Origin of the sequence: Amycolatopsis sp. NPDC024027, assembly GCF_040638975.1 — a bacterium.
Lineage (GTDB): Bacteria > Actinomycetota > Actinomycetes > Mycobacteriales > Pseudonocardiaceae > Amycolatopsis.
The window spans coordinates 164,391-185,655 of record NZ_JBEZYY010000020.1 but is presented as its reverse complement, the minus strand read 5'-3'; the positions used below and the strand labels follow the sequence as shown (position 1 = coordinate 185,655).

General features: G+C 71.5%; 17 protein-coding genes. 4 read left to right on the top strand and 13 right to left on the bottom strand.

Annotated features, from left to right (window positions below; genetic code table 11):
- The 5 genes from AB0F52_RS38220 to AB0F52_RS38200 form a co-directional block, all read right to left on the bottom strand.
- A partial coding sequence (locus tag AB0F52_RS38220) for a hypothetical protein (protein ID WP_360181603.1) occupies nucleotides 1-2,167 on the bottom strand: 2,167 nt, incomplete at its 3' end.
- Between the two features lie 6 nt (nucleotides 2,168-2,173).
- Nucleotides 2,174-2,332 carry a DUF6760 family protein gene (locus tag AB0F52_RS38215; protein WP_003098516.1) on the bottom strand — a complete coding sequence of 53 codons (159 nt, stop codon included), beginning with the start codon at nucleotides 2,330-2,332 and terminating at the stop codon, nucleotides 2,174-2,176.
- Entirely contained in the window at nucleotides 2,329-2,778 is a 450-nt protein-coding gene (locus AB0F52_RS38210; protein WP_013226671.1) for a hypothetical protein, read from the bottom strand. Before AB0F52_RS38210 ends, AB0F52_RS38215 begins: the two co-directional genes overlap by 4 nt.
- Before the next feature lie 4 nt (nucleotides 2,779-2,782).
- Nucleotides 2,783-3,226, bottom strand: coding sequence for a phage tail protein (locus tag AB0F52_RS38205; protein ID WP_360181599.1), 444 nt, complete (start codon nucleotides 3,224-3,226; stop codon nucleotides 2,783-2,785).
- 15 nt (nucleotides 3,227-3,241) lie between these two features.
- Entirely contained in the window at nucleotides 3,242-4,795 is a 1,554-nt protein-coding gene (locus tag AB0F52_RS38200) for a phage tail sheath family protein (protein ID WP_360181596.1), read from the bottom strand.
- A gap of 191 nt (nucleotides 4,796-4,986) precedes the next feature.
- On the opposite strand from AB0F52_RS38200, the gene AB0F52_RS38195 reads away from it, so the two are divergent.
- Nucleotides 4,987-8,421 (top strand): hypothetical protein, encoded by a 3,435-nt coding sequence (locus tag AB0F52_RS38195; RefSeq protein WP_360181593.1) that lies wholly within the window; start codon nucleotides 4,987-4,989, stop codon nucleotides 8,419-8,421.
- Between the two features lie 157 nt (nucleotides 8,422-8,578).
- On the opposite strand, the gene AB0F52_RS38190 is transcribed toward AB0F52_RS38195, so the two are convergent.
- The 5 genes from AB0F52_RS38190 to AB0F52_RS38170 all read right to left on the bottom strand — a co-directional run bounded on the left by AB0F52_RS38190 (nucleotide 8,579) and on the right by AB0F52_RS38170 (nucleotide 15,040).
- Complete coding sequence (locus AB0F52_RS38190; protein WP_360181590.1) at nucleotides 8,579-9,322, bottom strand: DUF4157 domain-containing protein; 744 nt, start codon at nucleotides 9,320-9,322, stop codon at nucleotides 8,579-8,581.
- A 103-nt stretch (nucleotides 9,323-9,425) separates the two neighbouring features.
- Nucleotides 9,426-11,411, bottom strand: a complete 1,986-nt coding sequence (locus tag AB0F52_RS38185) for an ATP-binding protein (RefSeq protein WP_360181587.1) — start codon at nucleotides 11,409-11,411, stop codon at nucleotides 9,426-9,428.
- The gene (locus AB0F52_RS38180) at nucleotides 11,408-12,067 is read right to left on the bottom strand and encodes a DUF4255 domain-containing protein (protein WP_360181584.1); all 660 of its coding nucleotides are present in this window, start codon (nucleotides 12,065-12,067) and stop codon (nucleotides 11,408-11,410) included. Before AB0F52_RS38180 ends, AB0F52_RS38185 begins: the two co-directional genes overlap by 4 nt.
- Before the next feature lie 115 nt (nucleotides 12,068-12,182).
- Nucleotides 12,183-14,471, bottom strand: a complete 2,289-nt coding sequence (locus AB0F52_RS38175; protein ID WP_360181581.1) for an ATP-binding protein — start codon at nucleotides 14,469-14,471, stop codon at nucleotides 12,183-12,185.
- Nucleotides 14,472-14,698: 227 nt separating this feature from the next.
- Nucleotides 14,699-15,040 carry a hypothetical protein gene (locus tag AB0F52_RS38170; protein WP_360181578.1) on the bottom strand — a complete coding sequence of 114 codons (342 nt, stop codon included), beginning with the start codon at nucleotides 15,038-15,040 and terminating at the stop codon, nucleotides 14,699-14,701.
- On the opposite strand from AB0F52_RS38170, the gene AB0F52_RS38165 reads away from it, so the two are divergent.
- Nucleotides 15,015-15,275, top strand: a complete 261-nt coding sequence (locus AB0F52_RS38165) for a hypothetical protein (protein WP_360181575.1) — start codon at nucleotides 15,015-15,017, stop codon at nucleotides 15,273-15,275. The genes AB0F52_RS38170 and AB0F52_RS38165 overlap by 26 nt on opposite strands.
- Before the next feature lie 8 nt (nucleotides 15,276-15,283).
- Entirely contained in the window at nucleotides 15,284-16,201 is a 918-nt protein-coding gene (locus AB0F52_RS38160; RefSeq protein ID WP_360181572.1) for a hypothetical protein, read from the top strand.
- A gap of 60 nt (nucleotides 16,202-16,261) precedes the next feature.
- Here AB0F52_RS38160 and AB0F52_RS38155 read toward each other — a convergent pair whose 3' ends face one another.
- Nucleotides 16,262-17,110, bottom strand: coding sequence for a hypothetical protein (locus tag AB0F52_RS38155; protein WP_360181570.1), 849 nt, complete (start codon nucleotides 17,108-17,110; stop codon nucleotides 16,262-16,264).
- 606 nt (nucleotides 17,111-17,716) lie between these two features.
- On the opposite strand from AB0F52_RS38155, the gene AB0F52_RS38150 reads away from it, so the two are divergent.
- The gene (locus AB0F52_RS38150) at nucleotides 17,717-19,204 is read left to right on the top strand and encodes a right-handed parallel beta-helix repeat-containing protein (RefSeq protein WP_360181567.1); all 1,488 of its coding nucleotides are present in this window, start codon (nucleotides 17,717-17,719) and stop codon (nucleotides 19,202-19,204) included.
- Nucleotides 19,205-19,219: 15 nt separating this feature from the next.
- On the opposite strand, the gene AB0F52_RS38145 is transcribed toward AB0F52_RS38150, so the two are convergent.
- The gene (locus AB0F52_RS38145) at nucleotides 19,220-19,714 is read right to left on the bottom strand and encodes a hypothetical protein (protein ID WP_360181565.1); all 495 of its coding nucleotides are present in this window, start codon (nucleotides 19,712-19,714) and stop codon (nucleotides 19,220-19,222) included.
- Nucleotides 19,715-19,730: 16 nt separating this feature from the next.
- Nucleotides 19,731-21,146, bottom strand: coding sequence for an amidohydrolase family protein (locus AB0F52_RS38140; RefSeq protein ID WP_360181562.1), 1,416 nt, complete (start codon nucleotides 21,144-21,146; stop codon nucleotides 19,731-19,733).
- Between the last annotated feature and the right edge of the window lie 119 nt (nucleotides 21,147-21,265).

Genomic DNA, 21,265 nt, shown 5'->3' with positions numbered 1-21,265 from the left:
GGAGCAGCGGCAGCGCAGCTCCTGCCATCGGACTCGCCGCCCCCTCGGCCGACCGAGCCACCGGCAACGGCCCGGCACCTGCCGTCGAGGTCGCCGGGCCTTCGACGGACCGAGCCACCGGGAGCAGCGGCAGCGCAGCTCCTGCCATCGGACTCGCCGCCCCCTCGGCCGACCGAGCCACCGGCAACGGCCCGGCACCTGCCGTCGAGGTCGCCGAGCCTTCGACGGACCGAGCCACCGGGAGCAGCGGCAGCGCAGCTCCTGCCATCGGACTCGCCGCCCCCTCGAGCGACCCGGCCACTGGTGACGACCCGGTACCTGCCGTCGAGCCTACGAACACCCCCGGCACCGGGAGCGGCCCTTCGATGGCGCGAGCCACCGGGAGCGGAGCACTCTGCGTCGCGCCTGTCGTCGCGGCCGGTGAATCCTCGGCGGCCCGGGCGATCGGAAGTGGCGAACTCTCGCTCACCCGTGTCGCCGGAAGGGAGGCGACCTCTGCCGCGCTCGTCACCGGGTGGGCCGGAGTCTCGAGGGCGCGTGTCACCGGAATCGGTGGTTCCTCCGCCGCTCGTGCCACGGAGAGTCCCGAGGTGTCGGCCGCCCGCAGCAGCGGAAGCGGCGGCACCGGGCGCGCCGGGGTCTCGACTGCCCGCAACACCGGCAGCGACGATCCCGACGCGGCCGACGGTGCCGGGGACTCGACCATCCGGGACACCGGCACCGGTGACTCATCGGCCACGGGTGCCGCGGAAAGCGCCGAACTGCCTTCCGTTCCCGGCAACGGAAGCGTCGAAGTCCCGACCGCTCGCGCCATCGGCAGCGGTGAATCCTGAGCCGTCGGCGCTCCTGAGCTCTCGGCCGTCCGGGACACCAGCAGCGGCGAATCCTGCGCGGTCGGCGCCACCGGGTTCTCGGCCGCCCCTGGCACCTGCCGCGGAGAATCCTGCGCCGCTGGTCCCACCGGCAACTCCGAGGTTTCGATCGATCGCGCCACCGGCAGCGGCGGCTCATGCGCCGCCGACCCCACCGGTACCGCCGGCTCGGCCGCCGGTCGCGGGGTCTCCGCCGCCCGCGACACCAGCAGCGAGGAATCCGGCGCTGTCGGCACCGCCGGGGTCTCAGCCGCGCGGGACACCGGCAGAGGTGACTCCTGTGCCGTCGGTACGACAGGAAGCGCCTCGCCCGCTCTCGACACCTGAGGCAGTGACTCCTCCACCTCTCGCGATCCGGCGGCACCCAGCACCGGACGCGAAGCAGCCCCCGTCACCGGGCCGGCTGCCGCCGGCTCCTCGCTGCTCCGCGCCACCGGCAAGGACGGGGAAACGCTCGTCGAGCCGCCCGGTGTCCCGGGCGGCTCCGTGGTCCCGGAGCGGATCTCCGGGGTGTCGAACGGGCGAAAGGTGTTCACCGGCGGTGAACCGGTCGTCCGCGACACCGGCTCAGCTGGTGGCCCCGAAGGGTTCGAGACCGGCGAAACGTCGTCCGCGAGCCGCGACGCCGGAAGCGGTGGGTTCGACTCCGGCAGCATCGGGGCGCCGAGTCCGAGCCGTCGTGGTGCTGCCTGTTCGGTCCGCTGGACGAGCGGCAACTCGGGCCGCGCCGGTTCGGCCGGTGCCGGTTCGGGTGCCGGGGGTTCCGGCGCCGCCACCGGGACCACCGGGGTGGCGCCGGTCGCCGGAGTGTCCACAGGGGACGGCTCCGCGATCGCCTGGAGGGTCCGCACCGGCGGACCGCTCTCGGCCGCCGCGGACGTCAGCGGCGGCACGGTCTCGCGCGCGGTGACGACCGGCAACACCAGCGGCAAGTCCACCGGTTCCCCGGACTGCCCGCCACCGGCCCGCTGCACCGAGGTACCGCGAAGCCGGGACGGCGGCCCCTGCTCCACCAGCGGCATGGGTGTCTCCGCGGGGCGCACCAGATCGTCGATGACGCCGGCGGGTTCCGCCGGGCCGACCCGGTGCCCGAGCGGCTCGAGGTAGCCCGGACTCCGCCAGGACGACAGCGTCGAGCTGAACCGCTGCACCGGGTTGACCAGCGGGTGCTCGGCCAGGACGCGCTGGATCGGCGCCACGCTCCGCCACTCCGCGCGCTTCACCGGCAGCGCGGCCGGCTCAGGCGCGGGCACAGGCACGGGCGGCGGGCCCGCCTCCTTCCTGCGAAACCACATCGTGCGTCACCGTCCCTGGCTCATCCGGGTGTTGATCCGGGCGATCTCGGCGACGTAGGTCAACCGGTCGGGGTGTTCGAGGTCGAGGATGTCGTCGAGGGACCAGTGCAGGTGGTAGGCCACGTACGCGACTTCCTCGTGCAGCCGGTCGGCCGCGTACGTCACGATTCCCCCAGGCGGCCACCGGCGACGTCGACGACGAAGCTGTGGCCGCACTCGGGGCAGGCGACGCCCGCCCTGGTGTGGCCTTCGCTGTTGACCCGGCGGTACATGTCCTGCAGGAACGCCAGGTCGGAGGCGAACAGGTTCTCGATGACCCCGGCGTGCACGTCGGTGATGTCGCCGATCCGGGTGACCACCCGGGCCAGCAAGACCACCGTGAGGAACGCCGAGTTTTCGCGCACCCGGTCGTCCCGCAGCGGGATCAGCTCGTCGCGCGCGGTGGCCAGGCGCATCACGCCGGAGTGGTGCACCTTGCCCTCGTCGTCGACGTACCCGCGCGGGAGCTCGAACGCGAACTCCGTCCGCAGCTTCGGCCGTTCCGCCCGGGGCTCCCCCGCCGGCGCGGCGGGGGCTTCCTCGACCGGGGCCGACGCCATCACCCTGCGCATCGGCTCACTCGACTTCCATCTGCTCGTAGGTGATGACGAGCTTCTCGGTGAGCACGCTCGTGTCGCCGGCCTTCAGCGAGCCGATCTCCAGGCTCTTCGGCCACGCGTTGGTGAGCTTGTAGCGCTTGAGCGCGGTGCCTTCGTAGTCGTAGACGATGATGGCGCCACCCTTGCGCGCCGTCGCCATCTTGCCGAAGTGCGCGTCCTTGACCCACTTCTCGAAGCTGTTGTCGTCGGTCAGGCCGCGGGTCAGCGTGACCTCGCCCGCCTTGGGGCGGCCGGGCAGCTTCTTGATGACGTACTTGCCGTCCGCGGTGTTCTGCTTGAGCTCGATGACGTCCTGTTCCATCTTGAGGCCGGAGACCTCGGAGATCTGCTTGATCTGGACGCCGTCGATCTCGAGCCCGAAGGAGTGGCCTACCGCCTTGTCAAGATCGGGAAGTGCCATTGCGAAGCCCTTTCATCACTCGTTGACGAGGCTGGTGCCGCCGGACATCTGGGCCAGCCGGAAGATCACGAACTCCGCCGGTTTCACCGGGGCGATGCCGACTTCGCAGATGACCTGGCCGAGGTCGATCCCCTCGGCCGGGTTGGTCTCGCGGTCGCACTTGACGAAGAAGGCCTCGTCCGGGGTGAGCCCGAACAACGCGCCCTTGCGCCACTCCATCACCAGGAACGCGCTGATCGTGCGCCGGATCCGCGCCCACAGCGCGTCGTCGTTCGGCTCGAACACGACCCACTGGGTGCCGCCGAGGATCGACTCCTCGAGGTAGTTGAACAGCCGCCGGACGTTCAGGTAGCGCCACGCCGGGTCGCTCGAGAGCGTCCGCGCGCCCCAGACCCGGATGCCCTTGCCGGAGAACGACCGCACGCAGTTGACGCCGATCGGGTTGAGCAGTTCCTGCTCCGCCTTGGTCAGGTGCGTCTCGAGCGCGAGCGCGCCGCGGACGACTTCGTTGGCCGGGGCCTTGTGGACGCCGCGGGTGGCGTCGGTGCGGGCCCACACGCCGGCCATGTGGCCGCTCGGCGGGATGAACGCGTTGGTGCCCGAGGCGGGGTCGAGGACCTGCACCCACGGGTAGTACAGCGCGGCGTACTTCGAGTCGTAGCCGGCCGCGTCCATCCGCCAGCTGCGGACTTCCTGGGGGTTGAGCGCCGGCGGCGGGTCGATGATCGCCATCCGGTCGCCCATCAGCTCGCAGTGCGCGATCATCGCCAGCTGGACGGCCTTGACGGTGTCGAGGTCGATCAGGTCGCGCTGGTAGGCGGCCATCAAGTCCGGCGCCGCGACCATGGTGATCTCGTCGATGGCCTCCAGGCCGCCGAACCCGGTGCGGTCGGCGACGTCGCCGACGTAGTCGTTCGCCGCGACCCGGCCCGGGACCGGCGGGGCCTCCGCCTCCTTCGGCGGCGCCGAGAGCACCGCGGTGCCCTTGTCGGGCTTGCTGACCGCCCCGCCGGTGGCGACCTCCTCGATGGTGATCAGGCTGGACTTCTCCCGCACCGCGGTGACGACGTTCTCCTTGGTGCGCTTGGTCGTCACGTTGTGCGTTTCGACGACCTTGCCGTCCTGCTTGACCAGCACGGTGAACCGGTCGTCGGCCGGGTTGTCGCCGGTCGGTTCGGCCACCTCGACGGTGATCTCGCCGCCCTGCTTGCCCTCCGGCAGCTCCTTCGCGACGAAGCGGTAGCCGCCGAGCACGGCCTGGCGGGCCTCGATCTGCTTCGGCGCGGCGCCGTTGTTCTGGGCGCGCGAGCCGCCGATGCGGACGATGTAGCAGTTGCTGCCGCCGTTGAGGAAGTAGCCGTAGACCGACTGGGCCAGGTAGCAGCCTTCGAGGAAGTCACCGAAGGTCTGGGTGAACTGGCCCCAGTTGGACACCAGCGTCGGGGTGTTGAAGGGACCGTCCGCCGCGAAGCCGACGAAGGCGGCGACCGCGGTGCCCACGCCCTCGATCGGCCGTGCGCCCGCCTCGATCTCCTCGACGTACACCCCCGGCGTGAGATAGGTGGGCATGCGTGCCTCCCTTGTCGACGCACAAGTCTTGTCCCCGGCGATGCTGCTGCCAGGACGATCTCCGCGGAACGACCGTGCGGCTAGGCCCGCGGGAACCGATCTCTGCCCTTAAAGGCAACTGCCCGTTCGGGCAGCCGTGCCCGCCCGTCCGGTCGTTGGCAACCGGCCCGGCAGAGCCGACAGTTGAACGCATGCCAACGGGCCGGGACAAGGCGCCACGGGAGCCGTCCGGACAGCCGGCGCGGCCGGTCCGGCCCGCACCGCGGGCGACGCCGCCCGCGTTGCTGCGCCTGCAGGCCTCGGCGGGCAACGCGGCGGTGTCGGGCCTGGTCGCGTTGCAGCGGCAAGGCTGTCCCGCGCCCCCGGTCGCGCCGCCCGGCGTGACGCCGGCGTCCGACCCGAAGTTCCAGTCGCTGAAGAACGACGTCGGCGGCAAGGCCAAGACGGCGAAGGCGCACCCGCCCGCCGGCGCGGAGGTCAAGCAGGCGCAGGACGCCGCGGTGGCGCCGCCCGACGACAAGGACGCGCAGGCCAAGGCCGCCCAGGCGGACAAGATGGCCGCGGCGAAGCCGGCCGGCTTCGACAAGGCGGCCTTCATCGCGGCGGTGAACACCGCGATCGCCAAGCAGGCGCCGAAGAACCTCGACGAGGCCGACAAGTTCGCCACCTCCGGCAAGGCGGACCAGGTGAAGACCGAGGTGCTGGGCAAGGTCACCAGCGGCAAGGACGCCTCGGCCAAGGACGTCACCGACCGGACGAAGGAACCGCCGGACCCCGGCCGGGCCGTGGAAAAGCCGGTCACGCCGCTGCCGCAACCACCGGCCCCGCCGGCGCTGGCGCCGCCGGACGCGCGCAAGGCGACCCCGGACAAGGCACCGCCGGAGCAGACCGATTTGCGCGCGGACCAGTGCGAAACCCAGGGCGCGATGGCCGCGGCGGACGTCACCGAGCAGCAGCTGGCCGAGTCCAACGAGCCGGAGTTCACCGGCGCGCTGGCCGCGAAGCGGGAAGGCGAGCAGCACACGGCTTCGGCGCCGGCCGCGGTCCGCGAGTCCGAGGCCGGGCAGCTGGCCGCGGTGACCGGCGCGGCCCAGGCGTCCGGGCAGGCGGCGATGGCGGGCATGACGGGCGCGCGGTCGTCGTCGGCCCAGCGGGGCCAGGCGGCGAAGTCGGCCACGAAGTCGAAGGACGAGCAGGACCGGGCGCGGATCACCGGCGAGATCAAGGCGATCTTCGACGAGACCAAGACGAAGGTCGAAGGCGTGCTGGGCGCGCTCGACGACCAGGTGGCGAAGAAGTTCGAGGCGGGCGAGGCGCAGGCCAAGGCCGCGTTCACCGCCGACCACCAGGCGCGGATGAAGCGCTACAAGGACGAGCGCTACGACGGGATCACCGGCGCGGCGCGCTGGGCGTACGACCTCTTCGCCGACCTGCCCGCCGAAGCGAACAACCTCTTCCTCGAGGCCAAGAAGGTCTACGAGTCGAAGATGCAGGGCGTCATCGGCGACATCGCGGACTTCGTCGGTCAGAAGCTGGGCGAGGCGAAGCAGCTGATCGCCGACGGCCGCACCCGCGTGCAGCAGAAGGTGGCGTCCCAGTCGCCGGCGTTGCGCAAGATCGCGGGCGAGGCGGCGAAGGAGTTCGGCGGCCAGTTCGACGACCTCGAGAAGTCCGTCGACGAGAAGCAGGATGCGCTGGTCGAGGACCTGGCCCAGAAGTACGGCGAGGCCCGCAACGCCGTCGACGAGGAGATCAAGGCGCTGCAGGCCGAGAACAAGGGCCTGTGGAGCAAGGCGAAGGAAGCCGTCGGCGGCGCGATCGAAACGATCCTCAAGCTGAAGGACATGCTGCTCGGCGTGCTTTCGCGGGCCGCGAACGCGGTCGGGTTGATCATCGCGAAGCCGATCGAGTTCCTCGGCAACCTGGTCAACGCGGTCAAGACCGGCGTCATGAACTTCGGCGCCAACATCGTCCAGCACCTCAAGGACGGCCTGAAGGGGTGGCTGCTGGGCAACCTGGCGAGCGCGGGCATCGAGATCCCGGAGGCGCTGGACGCCAAGGGCATCCTGAAGATGGTCCTGTCGCTGCTGGGCCTGACCTGGGCCAGTGTCCGCGCGCGGATCCTGCGGTTCATCCCGGAGCCGGTGCTGGCGAAGCTGGAGCAGACCCTCGACGTCGTCAAGATCCTGCTCACCGAGGGCGTGCCGGGGCTGTGGCGCTGGATCGTCGCGAAGCTGGGCGACCTGAAGGAGATGGTCCTCGGGCAGATCAAGGACTTCGTGATCGAGAAGATCGTCAAGGCGGGCATCACCTGGATCATTTCGATGCTCAACCCGGCGGCGGCGTTCATCAAGGCCTGCAAGGCGATCTACGACATCGTCATGTTCTTCGTGGACAAAGCCGCGCAGATCAAGGAGTTCGTGGATTCGGTCCTGGACTCGGTGGAGTCGATCGCCCGCGGTGGCGCCGGCGCGGTGGCGGGCCTGATCGAGCGGACGCTGGCGAAGGCGTTGCCGATGGTGCTGGGGTTCCTGGCCAGCCTGCTGGGGCTGGGCGGGATCTCGGAAAAGATCAAGTCGGTGCTGGAGAAGGTCCAGGCGCCGGTCGGCAAGGTGATCGACTCGGTCGTGGGGACGATCGTCAAGGCGGGCAAGAAGGTCTGGAGCAAGTTCAAGGGCAAGAAGGGCAGCGGGGTGCCGGACCCGCGCAGCGCCGGCCAGAAGCAACAGGCGCTGGCCCAGGCCAAGCAGGCGGCCGACGCCGAGATGCGCAAGCCGAACGCCACCCAGCACACCGTCGAAGCGGCGCTGCCGAAGATCAAGGACACCTACCAGCTCACGACCATCGCGCTGGTGCCCACGAGCAACGGCAAGTTCAAGACCCACCTCGAAGTCAACCCGACCGACGACACCGGCGAACTCCCGCTGGGGCCGATGGCGCCGGTCGACGAAGCGAAGGTCTACTTGGGCAAGCGGTTCGTCGTGAAGGCGACCAACCGGGTCGCCAAGGTCACCGACGTCCGCCCCGACGGCTGGGTGACGCTCCAGTACGAGCTGGAACGCAACGCCGGCGGCCGGAGCAGGAGCTCCGAAGGGCGGCCGGCGTTCCCGGTGCTCAAGTTCCTGGCCAACACCCCGAACGGCGGCCCCGAACTCGCACCGGCCGAAGGCGGCGCGAGCCAGACGCAGTACACGATCGACGGCAAGACGTTGCGGCCCGAGTACCACGACGTCCGCGCGGTCTTCTACGGCGGCTCCCACAAGTACAGCGGCCACGACGCCGCCAAGATCGCCGCGGTGATGCGGCCGGACGGGCTGACGTTCACCTGCCCGGGTGTCCCGTTCCTCGGCATCGCCCCGCACGTCGCCGCCCGCGTCAAGCCGAACAGCGCCGACAACTACGCGCTGGACCACCGGAAGTCCGTGGCCGGGCACTGGAACACCCAGGGCCGGGAGAAGGGCCAGACCGACCGCTCGCAGTTCTACGCCGACCCGGGCAACCTCGAGGTCCTGTGCGCGTCGTGCAACAGCAAGAAGGGGTCCAAGGACGCCGACACGGGCGCGGCCGAGCGGTACCGCAAGGACGTGGAGATCCCGGGCTTCACCGGCCCCGACGGGAAAGAGTGATCCCGGCGGGCGTTCTCGGACGGCCGGGGGATCGCCACCATCGCCTGGGGTACGCCGGCCGGAGGGTCGGCGGGCGCTGATCGGGTCTGGCGACGTCGCGTAGCCGTTCGGCGGGTGACGGCCGAGCCGTCCCCCGCCGAACGCTGCACGCAGCCGATCAGGCCTCTTCTTCGGCCTCTTCCTCACGTTGCACGAAGGTCTGCGCCATCTTCTCTTCGCCTTCCTCGGCCTCCGGCGCTTCCTCCCGCTGAACGGCCGCGTCCTCCGAAGAAGCCGCGGAATGCCCGCCGTCTTCGCAACGCTGGACCGCACGCCCGGCCGGTGCGGGCGAAGACATCAGCCGGTCCGCGTTCGCCACGGCTTCGCGCTCGAACCGGTCCGAAGGATCCGACACCTTCACCCCGCCCCCGGCGTCCGTCCCGTCCACCGGCCCGCTCCGCTGCTGCACCACGTGCGTCAGCTCGTGCGCCAGCATGTGCTTGCCGGAATCCGAAGAAGGGTCGTACTTGTCCCGCTGAAAAACGATGTTCGACCCCACCGTGTACGCCTGCGCGTTCACCGACTTCGCCGAGTCGTGCGCCGCCCCGTCCGTGTGGACCCGGACGTCGCCGAAGTCGTGACCGAAGCGGGTCTCCATGTCCGCGCGGGTCGCGGTGTCCAACGGGGAGCCGCCGCCGGAACCGACGACGTCGTGGACCGGCGAGCGCTCCTCCTCCACCAGCGAAGACGTCCCCGCGTTGCCCACCGCGCGCTGCAGGCCCAGCATGCCGGCCGGGCCCAGGACATCGGTGCGGCCCGCCGCGGCCGCCCGGCCGAGGAGGTCGTGGTCGTCCCGCTCGATGCGGTCGCCCTTCGGCCGCAGGGCCGGTTCGAGCTCGTTTTCGTGACTGTGCCCGCGCATGACAGCTCCCTCCGCCGCCCGTAAAGCTTGCCCCGCCGCCGCGCCGCGCGCCAGACTGGCGGGCCCGTCCGGAAGGGCAGCGAAACCTGCCCCCACGGGCAGTTCAGCCGTCCGTCACCATCGCCAGGTAGGGCCCGAACTCCCGGTCTAGGCAGAGCCGGCCCAGCTTGCGGTACTCCCGCGCGACCGCGCCGACCAGGTCGCTCATCGCCACCGGGCGGCCCGCCTCGGCGGCCAGGTACGCGCCGGTGACCGCGGCCGACCGGATGTGCCCGCCCGCCAGTTCGAACGCCTCGGCCAGGAACCCCAGGTCCAGGTCCGCCCCGCGCGGCATCCGGACGCCCAGGCAGCGGTCCCACAGCCGGTGCCGGAGTGCGACGTCCGGCAGCGGGAAGTCGACGATGACGTCGAGCCGCCGGGTGAAGGCCTCGTCGAGGTTCGCCCGCAGGTTCGTGGCCAGCACCGCGATCCCGTCGAACGTCTCCATCCGCTGCAGCAGGTACGCGCTTTCGATGTTGGCGTACCGGTCGTGCGCGTCGCGGACCTCGGACCGCTTGCCGAAGATCGCGTCCGCCTCGTCGAAGAGCAGGACGCCGTTGACGCCGGACGCCTCGGTGAAGATCCGCTCCAGGTTCTTCTCCGTCTCGCCGACGTACTTGTCGACCACGGTCGCCAGGTTCACGGTGTAGAGGTCCAGCCCGAGTGACGAGGCGATCACCTCGGCGGACATCGTCTTGCCGGTCCCCGAATCCCCGGCGAAGAGCCCGGTGACGCCCCGGCCGCGGCCACCGCCCGGGCGCATCCGCCAGTCGTCGAGCACCTGGTCGCGGTAGCGCGCCCGGGCCGCTAGTTCGTCCAGCAGCGACAGCACGCCCGCCGGCAGCACCAGGTCGGCCCAGCCGACGACCGGTTCGATCCGCCGCGCGAGCCGTTGCAGGCCGGCCGCGTTCTGGCTGCGCGCCCCCGCCCGGACGTGGGCCGTGCGGACCAGCCCGTCGTCGGCCAGCGCGGTCACCGACGCCGCCTTCGCCGCGCGGGCGATCTGCCCGGGTCCCAGCACGAAGTGGGCGGTCGCCTCCCCCGGGTCGACGCCCGGGGCGAGCCGGCCGTCGAGGCGGCTGCGCCAGAGTTCCGCGCGGTCGGCGCCGGACAGCGGCAGCGCGTCGAGCTGCAGCGGCGGCGTCGCGCTCCAGCGCGGGTCCCAGGCGCCGGTGCCGTGCGCCACCAGCGGGATCGCCGGGTGCGCCAGGTCCTCCAGCCGCGGGTTCTCGACCGGGCCCAGCACGATCCCGGCGCCCCGCAGCAGCGCCTCCCGCCGCAGCGACGCGGTGAGCTCGGCGTGGCCGGGCTCGGCCTGCCAGCGCGCCGCGTCCACCACCAGCGCCGGGTAGCCGGCCTCGGCCAGCGCGCCGACGCCGAGCTCCTCGGCCCCGCCACCGGGCTGTTCCTTCAGGTAGACGAGCCCGACCCGGCCGCGGATCGCGCGGGCGAGCCGCTCCCGGCCCGGCACTTCGACCAGCTCGGTGCCCAGGTGCGCGCAGCCGGCGAGCTCGGGCGCGAGCCGGTCGTCGCCGAGCAGGTGGTTGACCACCCGGTCGGGGACGCGCAGCGTGCGCGAGAGGAACGGCCGTTCGTCTTCGCCGACCGTGAGCAGCCCGCAGGTGACCAGCGGCGAGTCGGCGTCGAGCCGGGCGCGGCCGGCGGCCGACGCCTCGGGGAGGCCGCACAGCCGCAGCGCGAGCCCGGCGCTGGCGCGGCGGCGGGTCACGTCGTCGTTGAGGTAGCCGTAGAACTGCTCGAACCGGCTGTCCAGGTCGGGGGCGAGCGCGACGAGCAGCAGTTCGACGTCGACGCCGGTGAGTCCCGCGCGTTCGGCGAGCAGGCGCAGCCTGCCGTCCGGGACGGAGTCGGTGAACGGCGTGAACGGCTCGCGGAGCCCGTCCAGCAACGCATCGATCGTCTCGTTGGACAGGTACAGGCCGCGGAACGGGTCGTCGGGGTTCGGGTCGGCCGCGCGACGGCTGTCGACGGCGTCGCGGATGCGCTGTTCGAGCCGGGCCAGCCGCTCGAACAGGTACTCCAGGCTCACCGGGGCTTCCGGTGGGTGCGCGCCATCGCGACCCGGCGCTGCCCTTCGACGGCCCCGGTCGCGGACACGTGGTGCCCGAGGAGCTCGCCGTCGCCGGTGTCGAGCTTGAGGCCTTCCTTGGCGGGCGGCCCGGCCGGGTAGACGCGTCCACTGTGGATCGGCGCGGAGACGACGACGTCCAGCGACGGCTTGAGTTCACCGCCCAGCGCGGTCCACACGTCGGCGAACGCGCGGTCCTCCGGAGGCGGCAGCGCGACGGTCATCGGCACCGGCAGCCCCATCTCGGCCAGCGAGCCGGTGAGCATCCCGGCCGGCACGGCTTCGTGGCGCAGCAGGCCGAGCAGCAGGTCCGACAGCACCCGGTGCTCGTCCTCGGGCCGCTGGGTCCAGGCGGTGACCAGGTAGGACAGCTTGACGTGCTTGGGCGGCAGGTGCCGCGCCGCGACCTCGCCGCGCTGGTCGTACTCGTTGAGCAGCCCCCGCGACCGGCGGCGCATGTCCTCGCGCACGTCGTAGAGGTAGATGTTCACCGTCGGAGCGTTGCGCCGGGCGGCCCAGTCCTTGGTGGGCGCGTCGAAGGCGACGTCGACCTCGCTGCCGCGCAGCGCCTCGTCCTTCACCAGCCGGCGCAGCGCCTCGTCGACCTCGTGGATCACCGGCGGACCTCCTCGCACTGGCGGTGCGTCCACGATGATCGCGACCGGGCGCCCCGGCCAGCCGCGCAGCGGCAAACCTTCGGGTACACCCGGCTGCCCGTATGGGCAACCGGGGTCAGGGCAGGCGGGTGAAGAAGAAGGCGGCGGTCCGGCCGCCGGCACCGGTCCAGTCTCCCTGGTACCGCGGGGGCTGTGTCGGGTCCGAGACGAGCTTTCCCCGGTAAGTCTGGTTCCCGTTCGCGTCGGAGTCCGTGGCGGAGAAGTCCGCAGGGGCGGGAACGGCGGCGACGAAGTTGCCACTCACTGCCTGGCCGTCGCCGATCCACTGGCCGCCGTAGCAGGGAGCGATCTCGTCGCACCGGCTGTCGTCGAGCCGGTGCAAAGCGATCGTGAAGGTGTCCGGCGAGTTCATCCAGACGCCGCCGCGGGCGGCATGGTGGAACAGGTCGAGCCGCCAGGTGCCGGTCAGGTCGGGGGCTGCGGTGGAGCGACGGGCCGCGCCCGCCGGGCCTTCGGCGGCCGCGCCGGGCTGTTCGCCGGGCCGGGGGCCGGGCGGCTGCGAGTGCCGGACCGGGCCGGCCGGCGGCGGGGCGGCGGTGGGGACTCCGGCCGGAGGCGGCGCGGACGTGGGCGCCGGCCAGCTCGGTGACGGCGTGGGTGGGCTCGGGTCACGGGGCAAGATCGGCGCCGCGAAACCGAATGACGGCGCTGGCGCACCGGTGGCCGAGGCCGGCGATCCGGCAGAGGCGGGTGAGCCGAACAGCACGCCGGTCAGGACGAGGATTCCGGCGACGGCCTTGCGGAGCACGGCCGGGTGCTCTTGCGCCAGCCGAAACGCCGGACCGGTCACGCTGTCGAGGAGCGGACCGCGCGAGAACAGCCGGGAGACGGCTTCCGCGCCTCGGCCGGGCCAGCGAGGTGCGCGAGTAGCGGGCAGCCCGTCGCGCAGGGCGCAGGCCCGGCCGGCAAGCGGCCGGTCGCCGTGTTCCCCGGCCGAGCCGATCAGCGCGGTCACGAGTTCGGCAGCTTCCTCGACCCGCCCGCTGTCGGCCCGGCGCGTGGCCAGCGCGTAGGCGAAGAAGGCGGTGTCAGAGCGCGAACCCGCGCGCCGGGCCGCGCGGAGCCCGAGCCCGAGCACCTCGTCGCCACGGTTCCACCACGGAGTCGGCAGGAGTTTCACCGCCACGACGCGGGCGAGCACCAAGGCATCCCAGTGCCGGTCGTCATCGAGAAGCCGTCGCACGGTGGGTTCGAGAACGCCAAGTTCTGCCGCGATCCGCGCGGCATCGGCGTCCGCGTGGGCCCAGGCGGTGATCCGCGCGAAGAGCGGCCACGGCGCCGCGGCCGACGGGGCCATCGCCACGGCGACGTGCGGGCACACCCGGTACCGACCTAGCTCGCGCTGGATCAGGCGCGCGTCCTCGAGTTTGCGGAGACCGCTGGCGACGGCGGTCAGCAGTTCTTCGCCCCAGGACGCTTCGGGGAAGACGAGCAGTTCCCGCCACGTCGTCGTGGCGGGTTCGCCGATTCCGGCGAGCACCCGGCCGACGATCAGGGCGCAGGCATCCGGGTCCGCCACATCGGGCACGTTCCCCAGCGTGCCGGCGATCCGCATCGCGGCCGCGAATTGCCCGAGCTTGCCGGGATTTCCGGCCCAGCTGTCATGGACGCGCTCGACCCGGTGTTTTTCTGCGTCCGAAAGCGGTCTGCCGAGTTCGTTCTCCCACAGTTCGAGCCCGTCGACGAGGCTCAGGCCACCCAGCGGAAGCACTTTGACCGACGGCGAAGAATCGGCGCGCCGGGCCGCGATGACGAACACGCTGCCCGGCATCGCGTCGAGCACCTCCCGGACCTGCCCGGGTGCCCACTCGACGCCGTCGAGGATCACCAGGGCACGGACCCGGGCGAGCAGCCGCCGGGGCGGCGGTTCGCCGTCGCAGCATTCCAGAGCCAGCTCGTGCAGCACGTCGTCCGGGGTCGTGCCGGGGCGAAGCAGCTGCCGCAGTACGCCCTCGCAACCGGGAACCGTCTCGGCGGACAGCACTCCCGCACCGGTTGCGTGCTGCAGAAACAGGGTCTTTCCGATTCCCGCGGGACCGCCGACCAGCACGTGCCGCCCCGCGGTAAGCTGACGGCGCAGTTCCGCCAATTCCCGGCTCCGACCCAGGCACGAGGACGCCTGGGTCCACGGCAGTGACGACGGCAGGCTTTTCCGCCGCAGGGTTCCGGACGTTCTCCGGCGTTCGTCGACCGCGTCGAGCAATCGCTCCAGCGTCGGCTCGTCGATCTTCGCCGGCAGGTGGAGGTGACCGATTTGGCAGGTGAGGCCGTGATTGGCGACGACGACGTTCACGATCTCGTCCCGATCGGACACCGGTGTGCCGCCGGACTCTGTGGATTGCACTGAGGACTGTCCTGTTCCTCCGTCGAAACAAAGGAACAGGGTAGCGCCGTTCCCGGAAAACCGGGACAGGGCCGGGTATTGTCAATCTTTTGTCCGGCAGCCCGATTCGGCGGGCCCAGGGCGGTGAGCGGATCCGGCAGGCCGCCTTCGCCGGTGCGGGCGATCGCGATTCCGGCTGGTTCACGTCCGATCTTGTAACCGGGCCCGGGGCCGGGACGACTACCGCTTCAAGAGAACGAGGTGGCACGAATGCGACGGATTCCCGGCCCGCTCGGGCTGGCGCTGGGCCTGCTGGTGGCCGGCTGCGGCGGTCCCGGGCCACCGGCGACGCCGACGCCGCTCTCCACCCGCACCGCGACCACGGCCTCGTCCGCCGAATCGGCCACCGGCGGGAGCGAACCGGCGTCGACCGCCGCTCCGGGAAGCTCGCCGGGGACCGTGGCCTCGCGGACCGCCGGGTCGTCCACCGCGAAGACGTCCCGCACACCGCCGACGCCGAAGTCCGCCCCCACGACGGCGAAACCGCCGGCGAAGGGGTCGCCCGTGCGGACCGCGCCCATCGAGATCATCGGTACGTCGTACGCCGCGCTGGGACCGGTGACCGCGGCGCAGCTCACGGACGAGTGCGGTGGCACCCTCTGCGTCACGCTCCGGGAGACGATCGAAGGACCGCCGGACCCGAAGCAGGACTGCACGGTCAAGCGGATCGTCCAGTCGGTGCCGATCTACCGCGGTGACACCATCACGTTCGTGCTCTCCGACCCCTGCGGGGACTTCACCGAACCACCCGAACCCACCGGGTAGCGGCGGCGATGGCGAACCGGCTCCGGTCCCTGCGGCCCCCGGCCCCTCCGGCGGAGGCGAAGCCCGAAAGCCCGTCGAAGGCGCTGCGCGTGCTCGGCTCGGTGCTCGCGCCGACGACCGTGCTCACCGGGCTGCTGTTCTTCTTCGGCAGGCAGCACGCCAACTGGCTCCTCGACTACTTCGGCGTCCCGCTCTCGACGACCGGACTGACCGCGCAGGACTACCTGGTCCGCAGCGCGGACGGCCTCTTCGGCCCGATCGCCGTCGTGCTGGCCGCGGTGTTGACGCTCCTGTGGCTGTACCGCTTCCTGCGCGCCCGGCTCGGCGATGCGGCGTGGCAGCGGCTGCTCCGCCTCGCGACTCCGGTGGCCGTCGTCTGCGGGCTGGCCGGGTTCGCGGTGGCGGCCGTCGGCGTGGTGCGTCCCGAAGCGTTCGCCTCGTCGTACTCGGTGCCCGGCGCCGGGCTGTCCCTCGGCGTCCTGTTCCTCGTGTCCGCCTCGCGCCTGCTCGCGGCCCGGGCCCGGCGGCCGCTGCCGGCCGCGGTGGCCACCGCCGAGTGGCTGGCGGCGTTCGCGCTGGTCAGCGTGGGTCTCTTCTGGGCCGTGGCCGACTACTCCGCCTCGGTCGGCGTCGGCCGGGCCATCCAGATCGAGGCGGCGCTGGCCGGGCCGCCGGAGACCGTCCTCTACAGCGCCAAGAGCTTGAACCTCACCGCGCCGGGTGTGCGCGAAACCCCGTGCCGCGACCCCGACACCGCCTACCACTACCGGTACACCGGGCTGAAGCTGATCCTGCAGTCCGGCGGCCAGTACTTCCTCCTGCCCGTGCAGTGGCACAAGGCCGACGGGACCGCCGTGGTGCTGCCGCGCACCGACGCCCTGCGGCTGGAGTTCACCCCGGCCGCGGACCCGGACGCACCCTGCTGAGCGAGCCGGGTCCGCGCAGTGCGGACCCGGCTCGCTCAGCCTCGGCTGCGATCGGGAGCGTCAGCCCCGGTCGTAGTCGAAGTCGCTGTCCGCGTCGTGGTCGGCCCAGACGTCGTCGTCGTCCGTGGCGTCGGCCACCGCCGTGACCGAGTGCGCCGCGGCACCGCCCACACCCGCCGCGGTGTACCAGGCGTGGTAACCCGCGTAGTCCGGCACGGCCACCGCGTGCGCACCCTCCGACGATGCGCCGTACGGGCCGGCCGTGTACTTCTCCGCGTCGTACGTGGCGTGGTGCTCACCCGCGTGGCTGACGACGTGCGCCGAGGTGGCGCCGTCCGCCCCGGCCGAGTGCTGCTCGGCGTAGTAGCCCACGTCGTCGGCGTCATCGTCGTCGTCGGCGGCGTAGACCGGGTGGACGACGTAGCCGGCCGGCTCCTGGTCCACCGGGTCGGGGTGGCTCACGACGTGGTGGTGCTCGGTCACGTCGGGAGCGTCGTGGTCGTAGTCGCCGTTGACGTAGTGGTGGTGGCCGCCGTCGTAGTCGTCGCCGTCGTAATCGCCGTCGTAATCGCAGTCGTCGTCGTCCCCGTCGTGCCAGCCACCCTGCACCGGGTGGTGCCAGGCGTGGTTCCAGCCGTCGTCGCCGGACTCGCCGCTGTGCGTGACGTAGGCGCCGCCGATGCCGGCCACGGCCGAGTCGGAGTCCGACCAGTGGTGTCCCCACCAGGTCGCGCCTTCGTCGGTGTCGGTCGTGCCCGCGCCGCCGATGCCGGCCCAGCTGCTGGAGCTTTCGGCGCTCCAGGAGTCGTGCGGCCAGTCGAGCGGATGCGCCGTCGCCGGACCGACGATGACGAGGGAAAGCGGCAGCGCGAAAGCGCCGGCGACAGCCAGTCGTCGCAATGTGGACATGATTTCTCGGGGTTCCTTCCTGAGTGCGGCAACCGGGTTTCATTCGGGGCCCGGACGCCGGGGCAGAAGCTCTGTCCGATAGGTGACGTTACCGCCCCCATGGGGTTGTGATGCGGCTTTGACCTGGGCAAATACCCGATCGGTGCGCCGGAACCGCCATGTGGAGGACAGTCTGGGAATAGGGTCGGACCAGCCTAGTTCGCCGCCGCCGGAGTGGCCGGAATGAATGGCGGGAAATCACTCGCTCAGGTAGTCCTCGGTTTAGCGGAAAGAACCGTGGTTCCCCAGACGGGACGGCTCGCCGGGCACAGCGGGGGGGCGACGGCCGGTCGACCGCGGCCGCACTCGGCCGGGCGGCTGCCCGGAACGCGGCAGGTGGCCCACCGGCGGCGGGCCGGATGGGCGCTCCGAGCGCCGCGTCGGCGGGGAATTCCGGCCACGAGCCGCCGCCGGGCCACGATAACAGAACCGTCCACCGATTGTTCCCACGGTATTCACAGTCGTGGAGTAATCACTGGTTTTTTCGGTACCTGGTACACCCGAAAAGCGGAGGAATGGACTCGTTCGGCCCAAGCAGTTGCGCGGTCAATTGCGTAGGTTCACGACATGTCGCCGATCAGATCCATTTTGGCTGTCGTTCTGCTGGCCGCGTTCGTGGTGCCGCCCGGCCCGGCGGTGGCCGCCGAGGTGACGCCCGGCCCGGTGTGCGATCACCAGCCACTGGCCAACACGACGGCCCCCGCGGGCGCGGTCGCCATCGACGCCGCGGTGCCCGGCGACCTCTACCACAAGTCGCAGGAGTCGCCGCCCGGCACGACGTTCTGGCTGCCCGCGGGCACGCACCTGCTGGCGGCGGACCCGTTCGGCCAGGTCATCCCCAAGGACGGCGACGTCTACCTCGGCGCCCCGGGCGCGGTGCTCGACGGCCAGGGCATCAACCGCGCGGCCTTCACCCAGCAGGCGAAGGACGTCGTCATCCGCGGGCTCACCATCCAGAACTTCGTCGCCCCGCAGGACCAGGGCGTCGTGAACCACGATTCCGGCGAACATTGGATCATCGAAAACACCACCGTGCAGAACAACAAAGGCGCGGGAATCATGGCCGGTGCCCGCCAGGAGGTGCGGCACAGCTGCCTGCGCAACAACGGGCAATACGGCATGAACGCCTACCGGTCGGACAGCACGATCACTGCACTGATCATCGAGGGCAACGAAATCTCGGGCAACAACACCGATGACTGGGAAACGCGCAACCCCGGCTGCGGGTGCAGCGGCGGGGTCAAGTTCTGGGTGGTCGACAAGGCCGACGTCCGCGGGAACTGGATCCACCACAACCACGGCGCCGGGCTCTGGGCCGACACCGACAACAACGACTTCCTGATCGAGAACAACCTCATCGAGGACAACGACGCCGAGGCGCTGTTCTACGAGATCAGCTACAACCTCGTGTTCCGCGACAACGTCCTGCGCCGCAACAGCCTGGTGGCGGGCAAGCGCCGCGGCGACCGCGGCGACAACTTCCCGGTGGCGAGCGTCTACCTGTCCGAGTCGGGCGGCGAGCCGCGGGTGTCGGCCCGGACCCACCTCATCGACATCTACGACAACACCTTCGAGGACAACTGGTCCGGCGTCACCGCGTGGGAGAACGCCGACCGGTTCTGCAACAGCCCGGCGAACACCTCGATCAACACCTGCACCAAGCTCGTCGCCGACCGGACGCGGTGTTCGGCGCCGGGCATCGAGTCCCCGCCGCTGTACGACGACTGCCGCTGGAAGACCCAGCTGGTCGAGGTGCACGACAACACGTTCCGCTTCGACCCGGCCCGCGTCGGCTGCACGAACGGGAACTGCGGCAAGATGGCACTGCTGTCCAACTGGGGGACGTACCCGTCCTGGTCGCCGTACAAGGGCACGCTCGTCCAGGACGCCATCACCCGCGACCAGGGCAACTACTGGTTCAGCAACTCCTACTACGGGCCCTGGCAGTTCGTCGCGGGCGACACGTCCCGGATCCTGACGGCCGACCAGTGGCAGTCGACGCCCTGGTACCAGGACAACTGCGCGACCTTCGACGACGTGATGCCGCGCTGTTGAGTGCTGCCGCGCGGCTCAGTGCGCGGCGAGCAGCCCCAGCACCGCGGCGGACTTCGCTTCGTCCAGGAACCGCAGGCCCATGAAGTTGTCGCCGGGGTTGAAGCCGGGCAGTGCCCAGACCGCCTCGTAGGGCAGCTCGACGCGCCGGTAGCGGCGCAGGCTGTAGACGTTGCTGAACAGGCACTTGCCCGGGTCCGGGTTCCAGAGGCGGCGCGCGAAGGCGGGATTGCGGAACCCGTGGCCCACCTCCGCCGCGGCCTGGACGTGCTTGCGGCCGGTGAAGAGCACGACGTCGCCGGTGGTCACGGTGTCCATCCGGCGGTCGTACTTGTCCTTCGCGCCCCAGAACCGGGCCCGGCCGCCCGGGTGCAGGGCGTCGAGGCGGGCGAGGTCCGCGGGCTCGAGCAGGTCGGCGAGCTCGCGGAAGGCCACGGTCCGGTCGAGGGTTTCCGCGCCGTAGCGGCGGGCGTCCGCGGTGCCGTAGGCGGGTTGGACGAAGACCTGGGCCACGGTGGGAAACGGTAGCTCAGCCGCCGTGGGTGGTGTCGCTCTGGTAGTCGGTGTAGGTGTACGGGTTGTCGAGGATCTTCGCCTCCGGGACGCCGGGGTTCATCCCCTGCTGCCACGCCTCCTCCCCCAGCTGGGCGCGCAGGTGCTCCACCGTCCCCTCGACGTGCCGCCGGACGGCGGGCAGGTCGACGCCGGCGAGTTTGCCGTCGCGCTTGACCACCCGGCCGCCGACCAGCACGGTGTGGACGTCGGCGCGCTGGGCCTGGAACGCCACGTGGCCGTAGGGGTTCAGCAGCGGGAACGACACCGGGGAATCGTCGTTCTTCAGCAGCACGACGTCGGCTTTCTTGCCGACCTCGAGGCTGCCCAGGTCCGGGCGGCCCAGGGCCGCGGCGCCGCCGCGGGTCGCCCACTCCACCACCTGTTCCGCGCGCAGCGCCGCGTGCGTCACCGTCTCGCCCTTGGCGTGGGCCTCCAGGTGCTCCCGGGACCGGTCGGCGCCCAGGGTGGCGCGCATGGCCGAGAACAGGTCGCCGCTCCACCACACCGAGGTGTCCATCGACAGCGACACCGGGATGCCGTACTTGCGCAGCGCCCAGGTGGGCGGGTAGCCCTGGCCGGCGCTCTGCTCGCTCTCGGTCGAGACCGACACCGAGCCGCCGGTGGCGGCGATGCGGTGGTAGGAGTCGGCCGACAGCGAGGCGCCGTGGACGTAGATCGTCTCGGGGGTCATGAACCCGTGGTCGTACATCAGCCGGATGCCGTCGTCGCCGGTCGCGCCCCACACGCCGGCGTGCGTGGTCACCGGCACGCCGAGGTCACGGGCCACTTCGAAGGCCGGCTTCTCGGGGAACGCCGGGTCGCCGGTGACGTCGAAGGCGAGCTGGAAGCCGAGGTCACCACCCGTGCGCCGGGAGACGAAGTCGCGGAACTCCTCCGTGCCCGTCCAGTTCGCCGGGGCGTCCTGGATGTTGCCGTAGGCCAGGACGAACCGGCCGGGCACGGCTTCGAGCGCGTCGGCCGCCGCGTCGGCGTGCCGGGTGGTCTGCAGGCCGTGGGACCAGTCGACGGTGGTCGTGACGCCGGCTTCCAGGGCTTCCCACGCGCCGAGCAGGTTGCCCGCGTAGATGTCCTCGGGGCGGAACACCTTGCCCCATTCGAGGTAGTACCAGACGAAGTACTGGGTCAGCGTCCAGTCGGCGCCGTAGCCGCGCATGGCCGTCTGCCACAGGTGGCGGTGGGTGTCGATCATCCCGGGCATGACGATGCCGCCGGAGGCATCGATCTCGGTTGTGCCGGCCGGGACCTCCAGGGCGGGCCCGATCGCGGTGATCCGGTCGCCTTCGACGAGGACGTCTTCGCCGGTGAGGACACGGCGCGCGTCGTCGAGGGTCAGCACGGTGCCACCCCGCAGGACGATCGATCCGGACATGACTGCCTCCATTACGAGCACTGCGTACACTTGTCCGCTCCACGGACAATCAGTGGGCGCAGTCACCCTTGCCCAGCGCCGCGCCGGTGTCAATCCCCCCGGCTACGCTGCGGTCAGGA